18 protein-coding genes are annotated in these 16743 nt (G+C 42.8%); 14 read left to right on the forward strand and 4 right to left on the reverse strand.

Annotation, left to right across the window (positions count from 1 at the left end; all coding sequences use genetic code 11):
* The first annotated feature begins 71 nt into the window (after window positions 1–71).
* The 5 genes from GDZ68_RS11385 (at window position 72) to GDZ68_RS11405 (ending at window position 2188) form a co-directional block, all read left to right on the forward strand.
* Window positions 72–296, forward strand: a complete 225-nt coding sequence (locus GDZ68_RS11385; protein WP_153722417.1) for a DUF1659 domain-containing protein — start codon at window positions 72–74, stop codon at window positions 294–296.
* A gap of 23 nt (window positions 297–319) precedes the next feature.
* Window positions 320–538, forward strand: a complete 219-nt coding sequence (locus GDZ68_RS11390) for a DUF2922 domain-containing protein (protein WP_153722418.1) — start codon at window positions 320–322, stop codon at window positions 536–538.
* Window positions 539–605: 67 nt separating this feature from the next.
* A complete protein-coding gene (locus GDZ68_RS11395) occupies window positions 606–734 on the forward strand; it encodes a YvrJ family protein (protein ID WP_153722419.1) in 129 nt (42 codons plus the stop codon).
* A gap of 117 nt (window positions 735–851) precedes the next feature.
* A complete protein-coding gene (locus GDZ68_RS11400) occupies window positions 852–1487 on the forward strand; it encodes an SCO family protein (RefSeq protein WP_285835508.1) in 636 nt (211 codons plus the stop codon).
* A 20-nt stretch (window positions 1488–1507) separates the two neighbouring features.
* Window positions 1508–2188 (forward strand): lytic transglycosylase domain-containing protein, encoded by a 681-nt coding sequence (locus GDZ68_RS11405; RefSeq protein WP_153722420.1) that lies wholly within the window; start codon window positions 1508–1510, stop codon window positions 2186–2188.
* 48 nt (window positions 2189–2236) lie between these two features.
* Here GDZ68_RS11405 and GDZ68_RS11410 read toward each other — a convergent pair whose 3' ends face one another.
* Window positions 2237–2491 (reverse strand): GlsB/YeaQ/YmgE family stress response membrane protein, encoded by a 255-nt coding sequence (locus GDZ68_RS11410; protein WP_153722421.1) that lies wholly within the window; start codon window positions 2489–2491, stop codon window positions 2237–2239.
* Window positions 2492–2613: 122 nt separating this feature from the next.
* Window positions 2614–3129 (reverse strand): cysteine hydrolase family protein, encoded by a 516-nt coding sequence (locus GDZ68_RS11415; RefSeq protein ID WP_153722422.1) that lies wholly within the window; start codon window positions 3127–3129, stop codon window positions 2614–2616.
* A 325-nt stretch (window positions 3130–3454) separates the two neighbouring features.
* Here GDZ68_RS11415 and acnA point away from each other — a divergent pair, with 325 nt between their 5' ends.
* The 3 genes from acnA to GDZ68_RS11430 all read left to right on the forward strand — a co-directional run bounded on the left by acnA (window position 3455) and on the right by GDZ68_RS11430 (window position 7025).
* Window positions 3455–6169, forward strand: coding sequence for an aconitate hydratase AcnA (gene acnA, locus GDZ68_RS11420; protein WP_153722423.1), 2715 nt, complete (start codon window positions 3455–3457; stop codon window positions 6167–6169).
* A gap of 116 nt (window positions 6170–6285) precedes the next feature.
* The gene (locus tag GDZ68_RS11425; RefSeq protein ID WP_153722424.1) at window positions 6286–6711 is read left to right on the forward strand and encodes an acyl-CoA thioesterase; all 426 of its coding nucleotides are present in this window, start codon (window positions 6286–6288) and stop codon (window positions 6709–6711) included.
* Window positions 6711–7025, forward strand: coding sequence for a hypothetical protein (locus tag GDZ68_RS11430; protein WP_153722425.1), 315 nt, complete (start codon window positions 6711–6713; stop codon window positions 7023–7025). The genes GDZ68_RS11425 and GDZ68_RS11430 overlap by 1 nt, the downstream gene beginning before the upstream one ends.
* A 32-nt stretch (window positions 7026–7057) precedes the next feature.
* Here the strand turns inward: GDZ68_RS11430 and GDZ68_RS11435 are convergent, their stop codons facing one another.
* Window positions 7058–7354 (reverse strand): HesB/YadR/YfhF family protein, encoded by a 297-nt coding sequence (locus GDZ68_RS11435; protein ID WP_153722426.1) that lies wholly within the window; start codon window positions 7352–7354, stop codon window positions 7058–7060.
* Between the two features lie 30 nt (window positions 7355–7384).
* Window positions 7385–7987, reverse strand: coding sequence for a glycerol-3-phosphate 1-O-acyltransferase PlsY (gene plsY / locus GDZ68_RS11440; protein ID WP_153722427.1), 603 nt, complete (start codon window positions 7985–7987; stop codon window positions 7385–7387).
* Between the two features lie 226 nt (window positions 7988–8213).
* Between plsY and parE the strand changes: the two genes are divergently transcribed.
* The 6 genes from parE to GDZ68_RS11470 all read left to right on the forward strand — a co-directional run.
* Window positions 8214–10229 carry a DNA topoisomerase IV subunit B gene (gene parE, locus GDZ68_RS11445; RefSeq protein WP_228551084.1) on the forward strand — a complete coding sequence of 672 codons (2016 nt, stop codon included), beginning with the start codon at window positions 8214–8216 and terminating at the stop codon, window positions 10227–10229.
* Window positions 10226–12652: a DNA topoisomerase IV subunit A gene (gene parC, locus GDZ68_RS11450; protein ID WP_153722428.1), complete on the forward strand. Its 2427-nt coding sequence runs from the start codon at window positions 10226–10228 to the stop codon at window positions 12650–12652. The genes parE and parC overlap by 4 nt, the downstream gene beginning before the upstream one ends.
* A 144-nt stretch (window positions 12653–12796) precedes the next feature.
* Window positions 12797–13840 carry a S66 family peptidase gene (locus GDZ68_RS11455; RefSeq protein WP_153722429.1) on the forward strand — a complete coding sequence of 348 codons (1044 nt, stop codon included), beginning with the start codon at window positions 12797–12799 and terminating at the stop codon, window positions 13838–13840.
* A gap of 388 nt (window positions 13841–14228) precedes the next feature.
* Complete coding sequence (locus GDZ68_RS11460; RefSeq protein ID WP_153722430.1) at window positions 14229–14465, forward strand: ATP-dependent Lon protease; 237 nt, start codon at window positions 14229–14231, stop codon at window positions 14463–14465.
* 56 nt (window positions 14466–14521) lie between these two features.
* A complete protein-coding gene (locus GDZ68_RS11465; protein ID WP_194841138.1) occupies window positions 14522–15031 on the forward strand; it encodes a GNAT family N-acetyltransferase in 510 nt (169 codons plus the stop codon).
* A gap of 53 nt (window positions 15032–15084) precedes the next feature.
* On the forward strand, window positions 15085–16743 hold a 1659-nt coding region (locus GDZ68_RS11470), incomplete at its 3' end, for a M3 family metallopeptidase (protein WP_153722431.1).

The raw sequence follows: 16743 nt of genomic DNA on the forward strand, positions 1-16743 counted from the left end.
AAAATATTTCACTAACAAAGTATCCTTTTTGATCTTTCACTCTATATAGAGGGTGAAAGGAGGTGATACACATGGCAGCTACACTGGAATTCAATTCTGCAGCCGGCAAGATTCACTTCAACGCTGGAACGAATGAAAAGGGCAGCATCATCCGCAAGGTCAAGACGTACAAGAATCTCAACAGCCAGTCTTCAGCAGACAGCCTGCATATTGCATTGACTCAATTAGCTTCTTTATCAAGCTACTTGCTGATCAAAGTTGAGAAGGTCGTAACAGAAGAAATACAAAATGACTAAGGAAGAAAAGGAGGAACGGGAAAATGGCAAAAGTATTGGAATTGAACTTTTTGACGGCAGCTGAAGAACCGGTGAAATTGACTGTGGAGGCTCCAAGAGACAATGTAACAGCGGAACAAGTGGAATCAGCTATGCAGCAAGTGATCAACAGCGGAGTATTTGTTGTAGAAGATTCTCCGTTGGCACAAATTAAAAGTGCACGGATTGTAGAGCGGGATACGCAGGTTCTACTGACACGTTAATAGCAGGAGCCGGCATTCTACGGAATGCCGGCTTTTTTACATCCAAAGAAGAAAGGAGGAGACGCAAATGGAGCATTGGCTGCAACTCATTCAGGACGTGGGATTTCCGATATTCGTATCGTTTTACCTGCTGCACAGGCTTGAAGTAAAGCTTGAAGCAATCCATGAAGTTCTCTCCGATATAAAAAACCGCTGAACTTCATGAGAACTTCATGAAACCGTCAATGTTTAGCCAAATAGGAACAGACCTCCGCCTTGTTTGATAAAGGAACTTTCGATATGATGAAGTGACTATTACAAGGTGGAGGAATCAATGATGAAGAAAAAGTTTTTGGTGCTGCTGACACTCATATTTGTGCTCGTGCTGAGTGCGTGCGGCGGTGGATTTAAGCCTGATCACAAGTACAAAGTGGAACCATTTGAATTTACCAATCAAGATCATGAAAAAGTGTCGAATGAAGATTTGAAAGGCGAAGTATGGCTGGCACAGTTTATTTTCACAGTTTGTGAAGATGCGTGCCCGCCGATGATGAGCAATATGTTCACGCTGCAAAAGAAATTGCAGGAAAAAAATGTGGAGGATTACAAAGTAGTGGCCTTCAGCATTGATCCTGAAACGGATACGCCGGAAGCTTTAAAAGATTATATGGAAGCATTTGTTGCGCTTACGGACAATGATAAGAAGGAACTCGGAGTTGACGATCAGCATCTGCGTGATAAATGGGAGCTGCTCACAGGCTATGATATGAAAACGATCGAGAAGCTGGCGGCGTCTTCATTCAAACAAGTCGTGAAAGAAATTCCGAACAGTAACCAAGTGCTGCACAGTGTTTCATTCGGCCTGGTGAATCAGGATGGGGAAGTCGTAAAATTATATGACGGGCGAGATGATGTTCCTTATGATACAATCGTAAAAGACATGAAAGCGCTGATTAAAGAAGGCAACTAAGATGGGGAAGAGGTGAGGCAATGAAGAAAAAAAAGGTCAGTCGGTCAATCCGTATAAAAATCGCCTTCCTGATCTTTTTAATACCCGTTGCCGTCACCGTCTTCACGATTGCTGCAATCCTTTGGACAAGTATTGAAAATAATGACGTCATCAGGAAATCTGCTTCGACTCTGTTAAGTATGCAGGACCGGCAGAGCGGTACCGCAATCCCGGAGGAATATATTCCGATTTACATCGCCGCGGGCAAAGAATACGGTATTCCTTGGACACTGCTCGCAGCACATCATCGGATTGAGACGCGATTCTCCACTATGAATATAGATGTATCGCCGGCAGGTGCAGAAGGTCCAATGCAGTTTATGCCCTGTACATTTGTTGGCTGGGGTTATCCGGGCTGCAAAGAACTTGGGAAGGGAAGTATCCCGGAAAAAGATAAAACCGATCCTGCAGTCATTAAAAAATATGGCGGTTACGGGGTAGATGCAAACGGAGACGGAATCGCGGACCCATTTAATATTGAAGACGCGATATTCAGTGCGGCGAACTATCTGTCCAAAAGCGGAGCGGCAGACGGTCAGATAGAAAAAGCCATCTTCCATTATAATCACAGTGAAACGTATGTAGAAGATGTGCTCTGGTTTTTTAATGAATTTGAAGAGCAGCGTAAAGCGAATGAAATGGAAATACAAGCAGCAAAATAAAAAAGTGGAGCTTCCAATTAAGGAAGACTCCACTTTTTATGTCTAAATTTACGATGCTCTGCGCATACTCTTCATAATCAGACTGACGATAAAGACAAGTACGATCGCCCCGATTAATGCTGGTAAAAAGTAGAAACTGGAGATTTGCGGACCCCATTCACCTAACAATGCACCACCGATCCATGCACCGACAATACCTGCAATAATGTTACCAATAATGCCGCCTGGAATATCTCTGCCTACAATAAGTCCAGCTAACCAACCAATGACGCCTCCGATAATTAAGAACCAAAGAAAACTCATGCTGTTCATCTCCTTTAAGAATTTGTGTGTATCTCTTGCTTAGTATTTGTATTACCATTTTTTTAATACATGAAACCTTTTTTATCCTGAAGATGAAAATAAAAAAAGTTCAGACAGTTTGTTTACTGCTGAGACAGTGCCCAGTTATGGCCTGCCGGATTAAAGCTTGCAACGCCGCCTTGATGGATGATAATTTTATACCCTTTATTGTAGGCATCCACTGCTGTATGTAAAATACAGATATCTGTGCAGACGCCTGTCAGATGAATTTCCGTAATGCCGCGGGCGCGCAGCTGAATATCTAAATCAGTGCCGGCAAATGCACTGTATCTTGTTTTATCCAGCCCGATAATTTTTTGCTTATGCGCTTTGTAAAGATCATTCATTTTGCCGTAGAGATTTCTTCCTGCTGTTCCACGAATATTATGAGGAGGGAACAGGGCGTTTTCGGGATGGTACGGATCGTCTTTTTCATGAAGATCATTTATGACGAAAACGGGCTGCTGCTGTTTGAGGAAATCCTCTGTTAACTGTACGATATAGTCTTCAAGCGCAATCCCTGGCTCGCCGCAAGTCAGTGCTCCGTCGATTGCCACGAAATCTACTGTGTAATCTACAACCAATAATGCTTTATTCAATTTTATCAGCTCCTTACTAGTATTCTGGCATAGTGGCGGCTGAATATCCAGACATGTGTAAAGACAGTGAGGGAAAAATCCTTTTAAAAGACAGAATTTGTATGATAGGTATCAGAAAGGAAATTCTTCCTAGTGAATTGCCGTCTATTTGAGAATCGGAATGACTAATTGAGAATTCTTAATGATATTTGATTTAGTCATTGGTTTTTCTTATATCAACCTATAATTTATATGTATTTTACTAATCTTCTTTGCTATACTATGATGGAGTAGAGGAAAGATGTGTATTTATTATCTTTCAGTACATAAAGGAGGAGACCAAATCATGGCAAAAAGCAATTTACACAACAGCCGTCAGTCTTTCAAGGTGAATGGAAAGACATATAACTATTACCGCCTAAAAGCTTTAGAAGAAGCAGGCCTTTCAAACATTTCTAAACTTCCTTATTCAGTGAGAGTATTGCTGGAATCAGTTCTTCGTCAGCACGACGGATACGTAATCAAAGATGAGCACGTAGAAGACCTGGCAAAATGGGGCACTGTACAGAACGCAGATGCTGAAGTGCCGTTCAAACCTTCCCGCGTTATCCTTCAGGACTTTACAGGTGTTCCTGTTGTAGTCGACCTTGCGTCATTACGTTCAGCAATGAAGGAACAAGGCGGAGATCCTAATAAGATCAACCCAGAAATCCCAGTGGATCTGGTTATTGACCACTCTGTACAGGTAGACAGCTACGGCACGCCGCAGGCTCTTCAAATGAATATGGAGCTTGAATTCGAGCGTAACGCTGAGCGTTATCAATTCTTGAGCTGGGCTCAAAAAGCATATGACAACTACCGTGCAGTACCACCTGCAACGGGTATCGTTCACCAAGTAAACTTGGAGTACCTTGCAAATGTTGTTCACGCTGTTGAAAGTGAAGACGGCACATTCGAAACATACCCTGATACATTGGTGGGAACTGACTCCCACACAACGATGATCAATGGTATCGGAGTACTTGGATGGGGCGTCGGCGGGATTGAAGCTGAAGCAGGAATGCTTGGACAGCCTTCTTATTTCCCAATTCCTGAAGTAATCGGTGTTAAATTGGTTGGAGACCTTCCGGACGGAACGACTGCAACTGACTTGGCATTGAAAGTTACTGAAACACTTCGTGCACAAGGCGTAGTAGGGAAATTTGTTGAGTTCTTCGGACCAGGCGTATCTAAACTGCCACTTGCCGACCGCGCGACAATCGCTAACATGGCGCCTGAATATGGTGCTACTTGCGGATTCTTCCCGGTTGATGAAGAAGCATTGAACTATATGCGCTTAACAGGCCGCGATGAAAACCATATCGCTGTAACGAAGCAATATTTGATCGAAAATGATATGTTCTTCACACCTGAAAAGGAAGAGCCGACATTCACAAAAGTGGTTGAAATCAACCTAAGTGATATCGCTGCAAACCTTTCAGGTCCTAAGCGTCCGCAAGACTTGATTCCATTGACTGAAATGCAACAGTCTTTCAAAGACGCAGTTGTTGCTCCAGAAGGGACTCAAGGCTTCGGTCTTACACCAAAAGAGCTTGAGAAAAAAGGCACAATCAAGTTTGAGGACGGCCGCAAGGTTGATCTGAAAACGGGCGATGTGGCTATCGCAGCGATTACTTCTTGTACAAACACTTCAAACCCTTACGTAATGTTAGCGGCTGGATTGGTTGCGAAGAAAGCTGTAGAAAAAGGACTTACGCCTCCTGCTTATGTGAAAACTTCATTGGCACCAGGTTCAAAAGTCGTAACAGGCTACTTGAATGATTCTGGTTTGTCTGAGTACTTGGACAAAATCGGGTTCAACACAGTAGGTTACGGATGTACTACATGTATCGGTAACTCCGGTCCATTACTTCCGGAAATCGAAAAAACAATCGGTGACGAAGATCTTCTAGTAACGTCTGTCCTTTCAGGTAACCGTAACTTTGAAGGCCGCGTACACCCATTCGTTAAAGCGAACTACTTGGCTTCACCTCCATTGGTTGTTGCGTATGCACTGGCTGGAACGGTGAACATCGACTTCGCTAAAGATGCGATTGGACAGGATAAAGATGGAAACGACGTATTCTTCAAAGACATCTGGCCTTCTACTCAAGAAGTCAATGATGTTTTGAACGCTACAGTTACTCCTGAATTGTTCCGTAAAGAATATGCCCGCGTATTCACTGAAAACGAAGCTTGGAATGCAATTGAAACGACTGACGATTCTCTATACGATTTCGATGAGTCTTCAACTTACATCCAAAATCCTCCGTTCTTCGAAAACCTTTCGAAAGAACCAACGGATATCGAACAGCTAAAAGGCCTGCGTGTAATCGGTAAGTTCGGTGATTCCATCACGACTGACCATATTTCACCTGCCGGAGCAATTGGTTTGAATACACCTGCAGGAATCTACTTGCGCGAAAACGGCGTAGAGCCGCGTAACTTTAACTCATATGGTTCACGCCGTGGTAACCACGAAGTCATGATGCGCGGAACGTTTGCGAATATCCGTATTCGTAACCAAATCGCAGCAGGCACTGAAGGGGGATTCACTACGTATTGGCCAAACAAAGAAGTTATGCCGATCTATGATGCGGCTATGAAGTATCAGCAGGACGGAACAGGTCTCGCAATTCTTGGCGGTAAAGACTACGGAATGGGATCTTCTCGTGACTGGGCAGCAAAAGGCACGAACTTGCTGGGAATCAAAACAGTTATCGTAGAAAGCTTCGAGCGTATCCACCGTTCTAACCTAGTGATGATGGGTGTACTTCCGCTGCAATTCATCAATGGTGAGAACGTTGAATCTCTAGGCTTGACTGGTGAGGAAGAAATCTGTGTCAATATCGCTGAAGGCGTAAAACCACGTTCAATCCTTAAAGTTATAGCAAAAGCTCCGGACGGCAAGGAAACTGAATTTGAAGTGCTTGCACGTTTCGACTCTGAAGTGGAGATCGATTACTACCGTCACGGCGGAATCCTGCAAATGGTTCTTCGCGACAAGTTGAAAACAAACTGATAATACTATAAGAAAGAGATGTCCGACTCCGTTGGACATCTTTTTTCTATGTTTGAAATGCTATAGCAAGCAAAGTCATTTTTCGTTCGCTATACTGGATAATGAGGTGAAGAAAAATGTTTACAAGTGAAAAAGAAATTGAGGTTCGTTATGCAGAAACCGATCAAATGGGTGTCGTTTACCACGCGAACTATTTAGTTTGGATGGAAATTGGACGGACATCACTTATTCAGGATCTAGGGTTTCATTATGCGCAGCTGGAGAAGGACGGTTATTTGTCGCCAGTTACCGAGCTGTCTGTGAAGTATAAGACATCGATTACATATGGAGAGACCATCTCTGTGCGGACATGGGTAGAATCGCACGGCAGACTGCGTACGGTCTATGGTTACGAGATTCTGCATGCCGATGGAGTGGTAGCAGCGACAGCTGTATCTGAACACGTTTTAGTAAAAAAAGGCAGTTTCCGTCCTGTTTCATTAAGCAAAATCGATCCGCAGTGGGATGCGAAATATGCAGAGATTCAGCGAAGTGAAAACTGATGGCTTTCGGTATTAAGCGACAGGAACTGCAAGCTTGGAAAGAGGCGGTAAGCCGGGGAGAAATCGCGTTCTTGACGCATTACTGGCTTGATGACCGGTTTCCCGGTGTCAATACTGTCACAAAGGCAGGATGTTGTGATATAGAGAAACTGATCAGTTGGGGGAGACAATATGGCTTGCGTCCTGAATGGATGCATGCAAGAGAGAAATATCCGCATTTTGACCTGCTGGGAGAGCGGCAAACGGAGATATTGAAGGCAGAACAGCGTCTCGAGCAGTTGCTTCGATTTAAAAACGGCAAGAATAACCTGTAAGTTATTCTTGCCGTTTAATATGTCCTATTATGTCAGGAATTCTTACTGTATGAAAAAGCTAATTCTTCGCTCGCGGGGTCAGTATCCACTTGCAAGTCATGATTATCAAAAAACCATATATCACGTTCTTCAATATAAAAATGAACACCATCCATAACGGTTTCCACCGCTATTTCATCAGGTATTTCTTTCGTAATGCCTAAGGAAAAGCCTTCATGAAGGGGACTTGATCCGCCATAACGTGCAAAAAACTTTACATAATCACCTGGTGAAGCTTCCATTTCATCTTTAAACCAGTGTTCTGCATTTTCGGATATGCTGATATTCAAGAAGTAAAACGCCCTTTCTCCCAAAGCAGCCTATAGCCACTTTATTTTTGGTTCTGTTCCCTCTTTTATACGGCTAATATTGGCTCTGTGCCTATAAAAAATGAAAAAGCCCATCAGCGAAATTACCAGGAATAAGTATAAGTCGCCTGTTAGTAAATAATAAATCAGACAGTACACAGGCCCAAGCACTGAAACGATGATGGAAGTTAAAGAGACCATCTTCGTCAGCTTCAATGCGATTAGAAACGTAAGGACGACCAAAATGAAAATTGGCCAATTATATCCAAGTAAAACACCGCCGGAAGTAGCTACCGCTTTCCCGCCTCTGAGGTTTGCGAAAAGAGGGAAGATATGACCGAGAACTGCCGCAATCCCGAGTATCAACGGATGAATTGTATTGTCGTGAAAGTAAGGAAGCAGCGGCAATAGCACTGCTGCAGTCCCTTTAAAAATATCGAGAAGAGTAACGATGATTCCTGCTTTTTTCCCCAATACACGAAACGTATTAGTTGCACCCATATTTCCGCTTCCATGCTCTCTGACGTCTGTTTGATAAAATAGTTTCCCGATCCATAATGCAGACGGGATCGAACCAAGCAGGTAGGCCGCCAGAATGATTAGATAAGTTTCCATAATGAACCCCTTTTGCATGATTACTTGTTTGCATTAAGTTTAGCAGAAGAGTAAGTTTGGAACAATAACTGATTTACACAGGCCATAGCAAAGCCTGTTATTCGAAATGTCGGAAGCTGTCGTTCATTAGGTTGTCATCTTTTCTGCATTGCAATCCTGAGATTTCTTCTATACAATAAGTTGACTGCATGAAAACGTTGATTTGACAGCTTTTATCAGAAGAGGTATGATTAAATTAAGAGAACATTTGTTTGACGGGGGTTTCATTTTGGCGAAGGAAAAAATTCAAAACACATATGATGATAGTTCCATTCAAATTTTAGAAGGTTTAGAAGCCGTACGCAAAAGACCTGGTATGTATATTGGTTCGACGGATACCCGCGGGCTGCATCACTTGGTTTATGAAATAGTGGATAACTCTGTAGATGAGGCATTAGCAGGCTTCGGATCAGAGATTGATGTAACCATTCATTCAGACGGCAGTGTCAGTGTCCGGGATTTCGGACGGGGCATGCCAACAGGAAAGCACCAGTCAGGAAAACCGACAGCAGAAGTCATTTTGACTGTATTGCATGCAGGCGGAAAGTTTGGACAGGGCGGATATAAGACATCCGGCGGTCTGCATGGTGTAGGTGCATCTGTGGTCAACGCCTTATCAGAATGGCTCGAAGTGACGATTTTCCGTGACGGCAAGAAATTCCGGCAGCGTTTTGAGAACGGCGGACATCCGGCTACGACGCTTGAGCAGATCGGCACAACGAAAGAAACAGGTACAATCATTCATTTCAAACCGGACCGCACAATCTTTTCAACGATTAAATATCAATACGATACGCTGGCTGAAAGATTGCGTGAATCTGCGTTTCTATTGAAAGGCTTAAAGATTGTTCTGCAAGAAGAAGGTACCGATAAAAAAGACGTTTTTCATTATGAATCAGGTATCGAAGCATTTATTGAGTATTTGAACGAAGAGAAGGACGTCCTGCATGATGTGGCGTATCTGGAAGGTGAAAATGACGGCATAGAGGTCGAATTTGCTTTCCAATTCAGCGACGGCTATGCAGAAACGATTCTTTCATTCGTCAACAATGTACGGACGAGAGACGGCGGAACGCATGAAACCGGGGCGAAAGCAGCAATGACACGTGTTGTGAATGAATATGCACGTAAAGCAGGTCTGCTGAAGGAAAAAGATAAGAACCTGGACGGAGCGGATATCAGGGAAGGAATCGCTGCGATTGTTTCCGTTCGTATTCCTGAAGAAATCTTGCAGTTTGAAGGACAGACGAAAGGCAAACTTGGTACGAGTGAAGCGCGTACTGTGACTGATGCGGTGGTTTCTCAAAAATTACTGTATTTCTTGGAGGAAAACGCGGAATTAAGTGCAAACCTTGTACGTAAAGCCATTCGTGCCCACCAGGCGCGTGAAGCGGCACGAAAAGCAAGAGAAGATGCGCGTTCCGGTAAAAAACGACGGAAATCAGATACTTTGCTGTCCGGGAAACTGACTCCGGCTCAATCACGAAATGCCGCGAAAAATGAATTATATCTGGTGGAGGGTGACTCTGCCGGAGGATCTGCCAAGCAGGGACGTGACCGTACATTTCAGGCGATTTTGCCATTGCGGGGTAAAGTGATCAATACGGAAAAAGCCAAGCTCGAAGACATCATGAAAAATGAAGAGATCAATACGATCATTCATGCAATCGGGGCAGGCGTCGGCGCAGATTTCCAAATTGAAAATGCCGCATATGACAAAATTATTATCATGACGGATGCGGATACAGACGGTGCACATATTCAAGTGCTGCTGCTGACATTCTTTTACCGCTATATGAAACCTTTGATTGAGGCCGGAAAAGTGTATATCGCACTGCCGCCGCTGTTCAAAGTGTTTAAGGGTTCCGGAAAGAGTGAAAAGCTTGCGTATGCCTGGACTGAAGACGATTTAGACGCCGCCATGAAAAAGATCGGCAAAGGCTATATGCTCCAGCGCTATAAAGGTCTCGGCGAGATGAATGCCGATCAATTATGGGAAACGACGATGAACCCGGAAACGCGCACCTTGATTCGCGTAACGATTGAAGACGGTGCGAAATCAGAGCGCCGTGTGACGACACTGATGGGCGATAAAGTCGAACCGCGCCGAAGATGGATCGAAGAAAATGTCGATTTTGGCTTAATTGAAGAACATAATATTTTAGACAATGCATTTATACATGTTGAGGGGGATATGGAATGACCCATTCAGAAACTTTTCAAGATCTTCCCTTAGAAGAAGTGATTGGCGACCGATTTGGGCGTTACAGTAAGTACATCATTCAGGACCGTGCAATTCCGGACGCTCGTGACGGTTTAAAACCGGTTCAGCGCCGGATTTTGTATGCGATGTTTCATGAAGGAAATACGCATGAAAAAGCGTTCCGTAAGGCAGCTAAAACAGTCGGTAACGTGATCGGTAACTACCATCCGCACGGAGATACGTCTGTCTATGATGCAATGGTGCGGATGAGTCAATCCTGGAAACTGCGACACGAAATGATTGATATGCACGGAAACAACGGGTCGGTCGACGGGGACTCTGCAGCTGCGATGCGTTATACAGAAGCACGCTTATCTGCGATCGCCAGTGAGATGCTGCGCGATATTCGTAAAGAAACGGTCGATTTTGCACCGAACTTTGATGATACGGAACTCGAGCCGACCGTATTGCCCGGTCGTTTTCCGAACCTTTTAGTCAACGGAGCAACGGGAATTTCAGCAGGATATGCAACGGACATCCCGCCTCACGCTCTTCATGAGGTGATCGATGCCGTTTTGATGCGCCTGAAAAAACCTGATGTCAGCGTCGAAGAATTGATGACGGTTATTCCCGGCCCGGATTTTCCAACGGGAGCCATTATTCAAGGAACTGACGGTATCAAAACGGCTTATAAAACGGGTAAGGGACGCTTCATTATTCGTGCAAAATGGGAAACAGAGCAGTTAAAAGCCGGTAAATCCCAAATTGTTATCACGGAAATCCCGTATGATGTGAATAAAGCGAATCTGGTCAAAAAAATGGATGAGCTGCGTCATGACCGCAGACTTGATGCGATCGCGGAAATTCGCGATGAATCCGACCGTACAGGCATGCGAATTGTTGTAGAGCTGAAAAAGGACATGGACAGCCATGCGATCATGCAGTATTTGCTCAAAAATACTGACCTGCAGATTACGTATAATTTCAATATGATCGCAATTTCGGGCAGACGGCCGATGCTGATGTCTCTGCCGATGCTGCTTGATGCATATATCGATCATCAGAAAGACGTCATCACACGACGTTCTAATTTCGATATCCGCAAGGCCAAAGACCGTCTGCATATCGTCGACGGCTTAATGCATGCCTTGTCCATTCTCGATGAAGTGATTAAGACAATTCGTGCATCCAAAGACAAAAAAGATGCAAAACAGAACTTGATCTCAGCGTATGAATTTACGGAAGTACAGGCGGAAGCGATCGTTTCGTTGCAGTTATACCGCCTGACTAATACTGATATTACAGAATTGAAACAGGAAGAAGCGGAACTGCGTAAACTGATTGCCGAGCTTGAGGAAATTCTGGCAAGCGAGTCGAAATTAATCGCTGTGCTAGTGAAAGAAATCAAAGCCATCCGTAAGCAGTTTGCCGAACCTCGCCGTTCTGTCATTGTTGAAAAGATAGAAGAGTTGAAAGTAGATATGGATATTTTAATTCCAAGCGAGGAAGTCATGGTATCTGTGACGAAAGGCGGCTATATTAAACGTACGAGTATGCGTTCTTATTCTGCCTCCAATGGTGTTGGCCAGGAAATGAAAGAATCCGATTATTATTTATTGGAGTCTGCGATGAATACGCAGCATCATCTCCTGCTGTTCACTTCATTGGGTAATTACATCTATCAGCCTGTCCACGAGCTTCCTGACATACGCTGGCGTGATTTAGGTCAGCATGTATCGAGTATTGTGAGCCTTGAGCCAAACGAAGAACTGGTGGACGTGATCAGTCTCGAAAAATTCGACGAAAACTTAAGCGTTTTAACTGCGGCCTCAAACGGCAATGTGAAATTGTCCAAGCTGACAGATTTCCAAGTGCAGCGTTATAATCGTTCATTCAAAGCGATGAATATAAAAAAGGGCGAGACACTGGCCGGAGCGCAGATCGTAACGGGTAATGAAGAGATCTTGTTAGTGAGTAAACAGGCTTATGCTTTGCGTTTCAGCTTAACTGAATTATCGATCACCGGTATACGTACAGGCGGTGTAAAAGGCATCAATTTGAAGCCGGAAGATGAACTGGCAGCGTTTATTGTAGTGACGGAGAAAACGAAGAATATTTTCGTAGCGACCCAGCGTGGTTCAGTAAAACGAATGAATGTAGCAGAATTCGAAACGGCTGCCAGGGCGTTAAGAGGCGTCACGGTCCTTAAAGAACTGAAAACCAATCCGTATCGTATTGTAGATGCAAGGACGGTGAATGAAGACGAGCAGTTTATATTGCTGACAGCAAAGGATCAAAAGATAGAAATCGACCCAATGACACTGAAGAACACGAATCGGCAGTCTACCGGCAGCGCAGTTGTCAATGAAGCGAAAGACGGGCAGATTGTCCATGTGGCAGTTGTCAAAAAAGATGTTAAATAGGAAGTATGAGACGGATTGCGGCCCTCAAAGGCTTGCAGTCCGTTTTTTGATACAGAGACGGTTGTGTAATCTTATGAAAAGTGAAATAATTGAACGAAGTATTATAGTGAAAACGCGTTCTGCAATGAAAGGAAGGAAATTCTTATGCTGATTAAACAAAAAAAACTGCAGCCTGGCGATCGTGTGGCAACAGTCAGTACGTCGTGGGGAGGCGCCGGTGAACCCAATCTGCGCTGGCGCTATGAACAGGGAGTCAAAAGACTGGAGGACGTGTTCGGGCTGGAAGTGGTGCCGATGCCAAACAGTTTAAAAGGCGCAGATTATCTTTATGATTCGCCTCAGGCCCGTGCTGAAGATTTGATGACGGCATTTGAAGATGACAGCATCAAAGGGATTATCGCCAATATCGGAGGGGAAGACAGCATCCGCCTGCTGCCGTATATTGATTTCAACGTGATGCGTGAACATCCAAAGGTTCTCATGGGTTACTCGGATGTGACGATTTCCCATTTATTCTGCCTGAAAGCAGGTATTTCCTCATTTTACGGTCCGGCGATCCTGACCGATTTTGCTGAAAATATCGAAATGGATCCTTACACAGTGGAAATGGTGAACCGGACTCTCTTCTCGAATGAAATCATCGGTGAAATCCAGCCGGCATATGAATGGACAAGTGAACGTCTGGAATGGATCGAAGAGAATAAAGGGAAACAGCGGACGATGCGGAAAAATGCCGGTTATGAAGTGCTTCAAGGTTCAGGTACAGCTCAAGGACGTTTAATAGGCGGCTGCATTGAAGTGCTGGAGTTTGCCAAGGGAACCGCGCTTTGGCCGGAAAACAAGCATTGGGACAATAGCATACTATTTTTTGAAACTTCGGAAGAAAAGCCGGATCCACAGATGATCAGGTATTGGCTGCGCAATTATGCAGCGCAAGGCATCCTGCATAAAGCAAACGGGATCATTTTCGGCAAACCGCAGGATGAGAAGTACTACGAGGAATATAAAAGAGAAATTCGCTCTGTCATGAAAGAATATGATCTGGAAGAGCTGCCGATCCTGTATAATCTGAATTTCGGGCATACTGAGCCTAAGTTCATTTTGCCGTATGGCGCCCTGGCTGAGATTGACTGCGAGCAGGGAACCTTTATGATCTTGGAAAGCGGTACGGAAGAATTTGATCTGTAGGAGAAGAGAAGGGCGGGAGATCCATGCTTGCAATGTTCATTATGTTTGTGATCATCATTCCACTCTGCACGCTACTGCATGAAGTGGGGCATGGGCTTGGTGTCCTGGCAACATCCAAGTCACCTGTATAAATAGCTAGGAACTGATCGAAAAGAGAGTTGAGAGTAGTCACGATCGTTTGTAGAGGCGATTTTATCAGCACCAGACATGTGGAAAGAGCGATCCCTGTGAAGCATATCATTTTTGAATTGACCTCTATTAACCTTTCTTTTTAAATTATTTTGGCAACACTGTTTATGATTCCTAAAATCTCGAAATTTTATTTTCAATATTTTCGATCCATTCAATATATTCTTGAAAGTCTGTTTACTTAGTGAGGGAGGATGTTATGAAGTTAGTAGGGTGTATTTTATTTGCCGGGCTTTTAGGTATTTTAGTTTACTTTGGACCTATTGGCTGGTATATGTTATATGCAATTATTGTCGGAGTAATTTTCAGAGCATTTATCTTATTGCGGGATCTACATAAACATTTAGTGCCAGTAGATATTAATGATGGAGTAAAAGATGCTTATGAGAGATATTTACTGGAGAGAGAAGAACGCGAAAAAGCTAGTAATGAATGACGATTTTGCAATACTGCATACAAAAGAGCAGATTATCTAATGGGAGGAGATAATTATTGGATATCTCAATTGAAAAGTTAAAAAGCACGGACCAAAAAAATCTATATGCATTTGAACTGGAAAACCGGGCCTTTTTCGAGGAAATGGTTCTTTCCCGCGGAAATGATTATTATAAACCTGAAATTTTTAGAAGCAGGCATCGAGCCCTGCTTGCAGAACAGAGCGAAGGGATTTCCTATTTTTATTTAATTAAAGACCAAGAAGGCACTATTCTCGGCAGGATCAATCTAGTTGATATAAACAAAAACAGTAAAACTGGTCATCTGGGCTATAGAGTAGGACAGCAGCATACCGGAAAAGGCATTGCCAAAACAGCCTTGCAATTGCTTTTAGAAAAAGTAAGTGAACTGGGCATCAAACAAATTTTGGCGAAAACAACAAGTAATAATACAGCTTCTCAAAAAGTGTTAAAGAAAAATGGATTTACACAAATGGAAGATAGTAATGATGAATTTGAAATGAATGGTTTGAAGTTAAAGTTTGTTAGTTATTCTTGGACTAATTAGAAATTGTCATATTAAACTGTCTCTGCGACATATTGATTGGGTGTGGACTTATTATGGAGGAATTCAAGACGGCAACTCGTTGGAAATTGGATAATCTGCAATGTGGTTTCAATTTAGACAAATATAATTTTTATTTGGGTGGAATGAATGATAAGTTGATAGAACTCGAAAGTTATTCAGAAACAAACATCTTATCTGAAAGTGATTTAGTAATAATTTCTCAACTAATACAACAAATTGACTCAGCCGAATCTTTTTATCATTGCTTACTTACAGAGGATGTTGAGCCATCTTATCTGAGTTCATTAAACGAAACGATCTCAACGTTGAAAAAGCAAGTTTATTCAATACTGTCCAATTTGCAGGGGAATCTACATAGTATGAGTGAACCGCTATACGTAGAATGGGCAAAAGATGTTAAACAGACGGATTTTCTTACCGAATTATTAGACTATGCAAAAGTAGAAGATAAGATTTCAGAACCTTCCACAGTAGGCAGTCTGGAAGCTCATTACCTGCAAGTTAGAGATAGCTTAAGAATAAAATTTGATTACTTGAACGAAATGAAAGAACTGACTTTTGGAGAAGCAATCGATCTAGCCATGTCGCATCCTGCGCAATCTTATCGGACTCTTATATTCCAGGAACTTAACAAAACTCTTGAAGAACAGGCGAACAGCTTTGCTTCGATTTATAATCAAATGGTGGGACTGCGACTTCATGAAGCTCAGATAAAAAAAGTAAATTGCCTTGATGAATCGTTAATTTTAAATGGAATTTCTAAACAAACACTGGATGTAGTGTGGGAGACTATAGATTCAAATTTACATGCGCTCTCCAAATATTTTAACGTAAAGTCAAATAAAGCTACCAATGAAAGACTTGATTGGCATGAATTCATGTCTCCATCTCCTAATGATCCTGCACAACTGACTTTCGATCAAGCTGTTGATGCAATTACAAAGTCTCTTGAAAGTATCGACAGCAATATGAGTGAGTTTGTTAAGGATGCAGTTGCTAACGGATGGGTGGATGCAGAACCACGTATAACAAAGCAATCTGGGGGATTTTGTGTTCCATTCATTTCAGAAGGAGAGTCTAGAATCTCCTTGAATTTCGATAATAAAATTAACAGCGCAAGGATACTGGCACATGAATTTGGCCATGCCTGGCACTTTAAACAAATGTCGGTTGTTCCTTCCCTTCGTTTTTTAGAAGATACGTTAGAAATGACAGTAGCAGAAACGTCCTCCATTTTCTTTGAAACTGTATGTATTGATTATCTCATACAAAATACTAGTGATATTTCAATCAAAAAATCAATCCTGGGGGAGAAGATTGAGCGAAGTTTAACTTATTTGATGTCCATAAAAGGTGCTTTTTCTTTTGAGGAAAGATTTTATGAATGCAGAAAGTCTGGTCTGTTAGATGCAGAACAGATAGAAGAACTTTCATTACGGTGTCAGAATGAAGCTTATGGAGGTAATTTACGTAATTATGAGCCTTTCGTGTGGATTAAGTATGGACAGTTCTATCAAGCGAATACTCCGTTCTATAACTATCCCTATACCATTGGCTTCTTATTAAGTTTAGGACTTTTAGATTCGGCTAAGAAAGATCAACAATTTGACCGCAAGTTTCAAAGCTTTCTGAGTGAAACCAGAACGGTACCCTTAGAACAATTAATGAAGAAGCATTTCCAAATTGATCTG

This window comes from Sporosarcina cascadiensis, from assembly GCF_009650995.1.
GTDB lineage: Bacteria > Bacillota > Bacilli > Bacillales_A > Planococcaceae > Sporosarcina > Sporosarcina cascadiensis.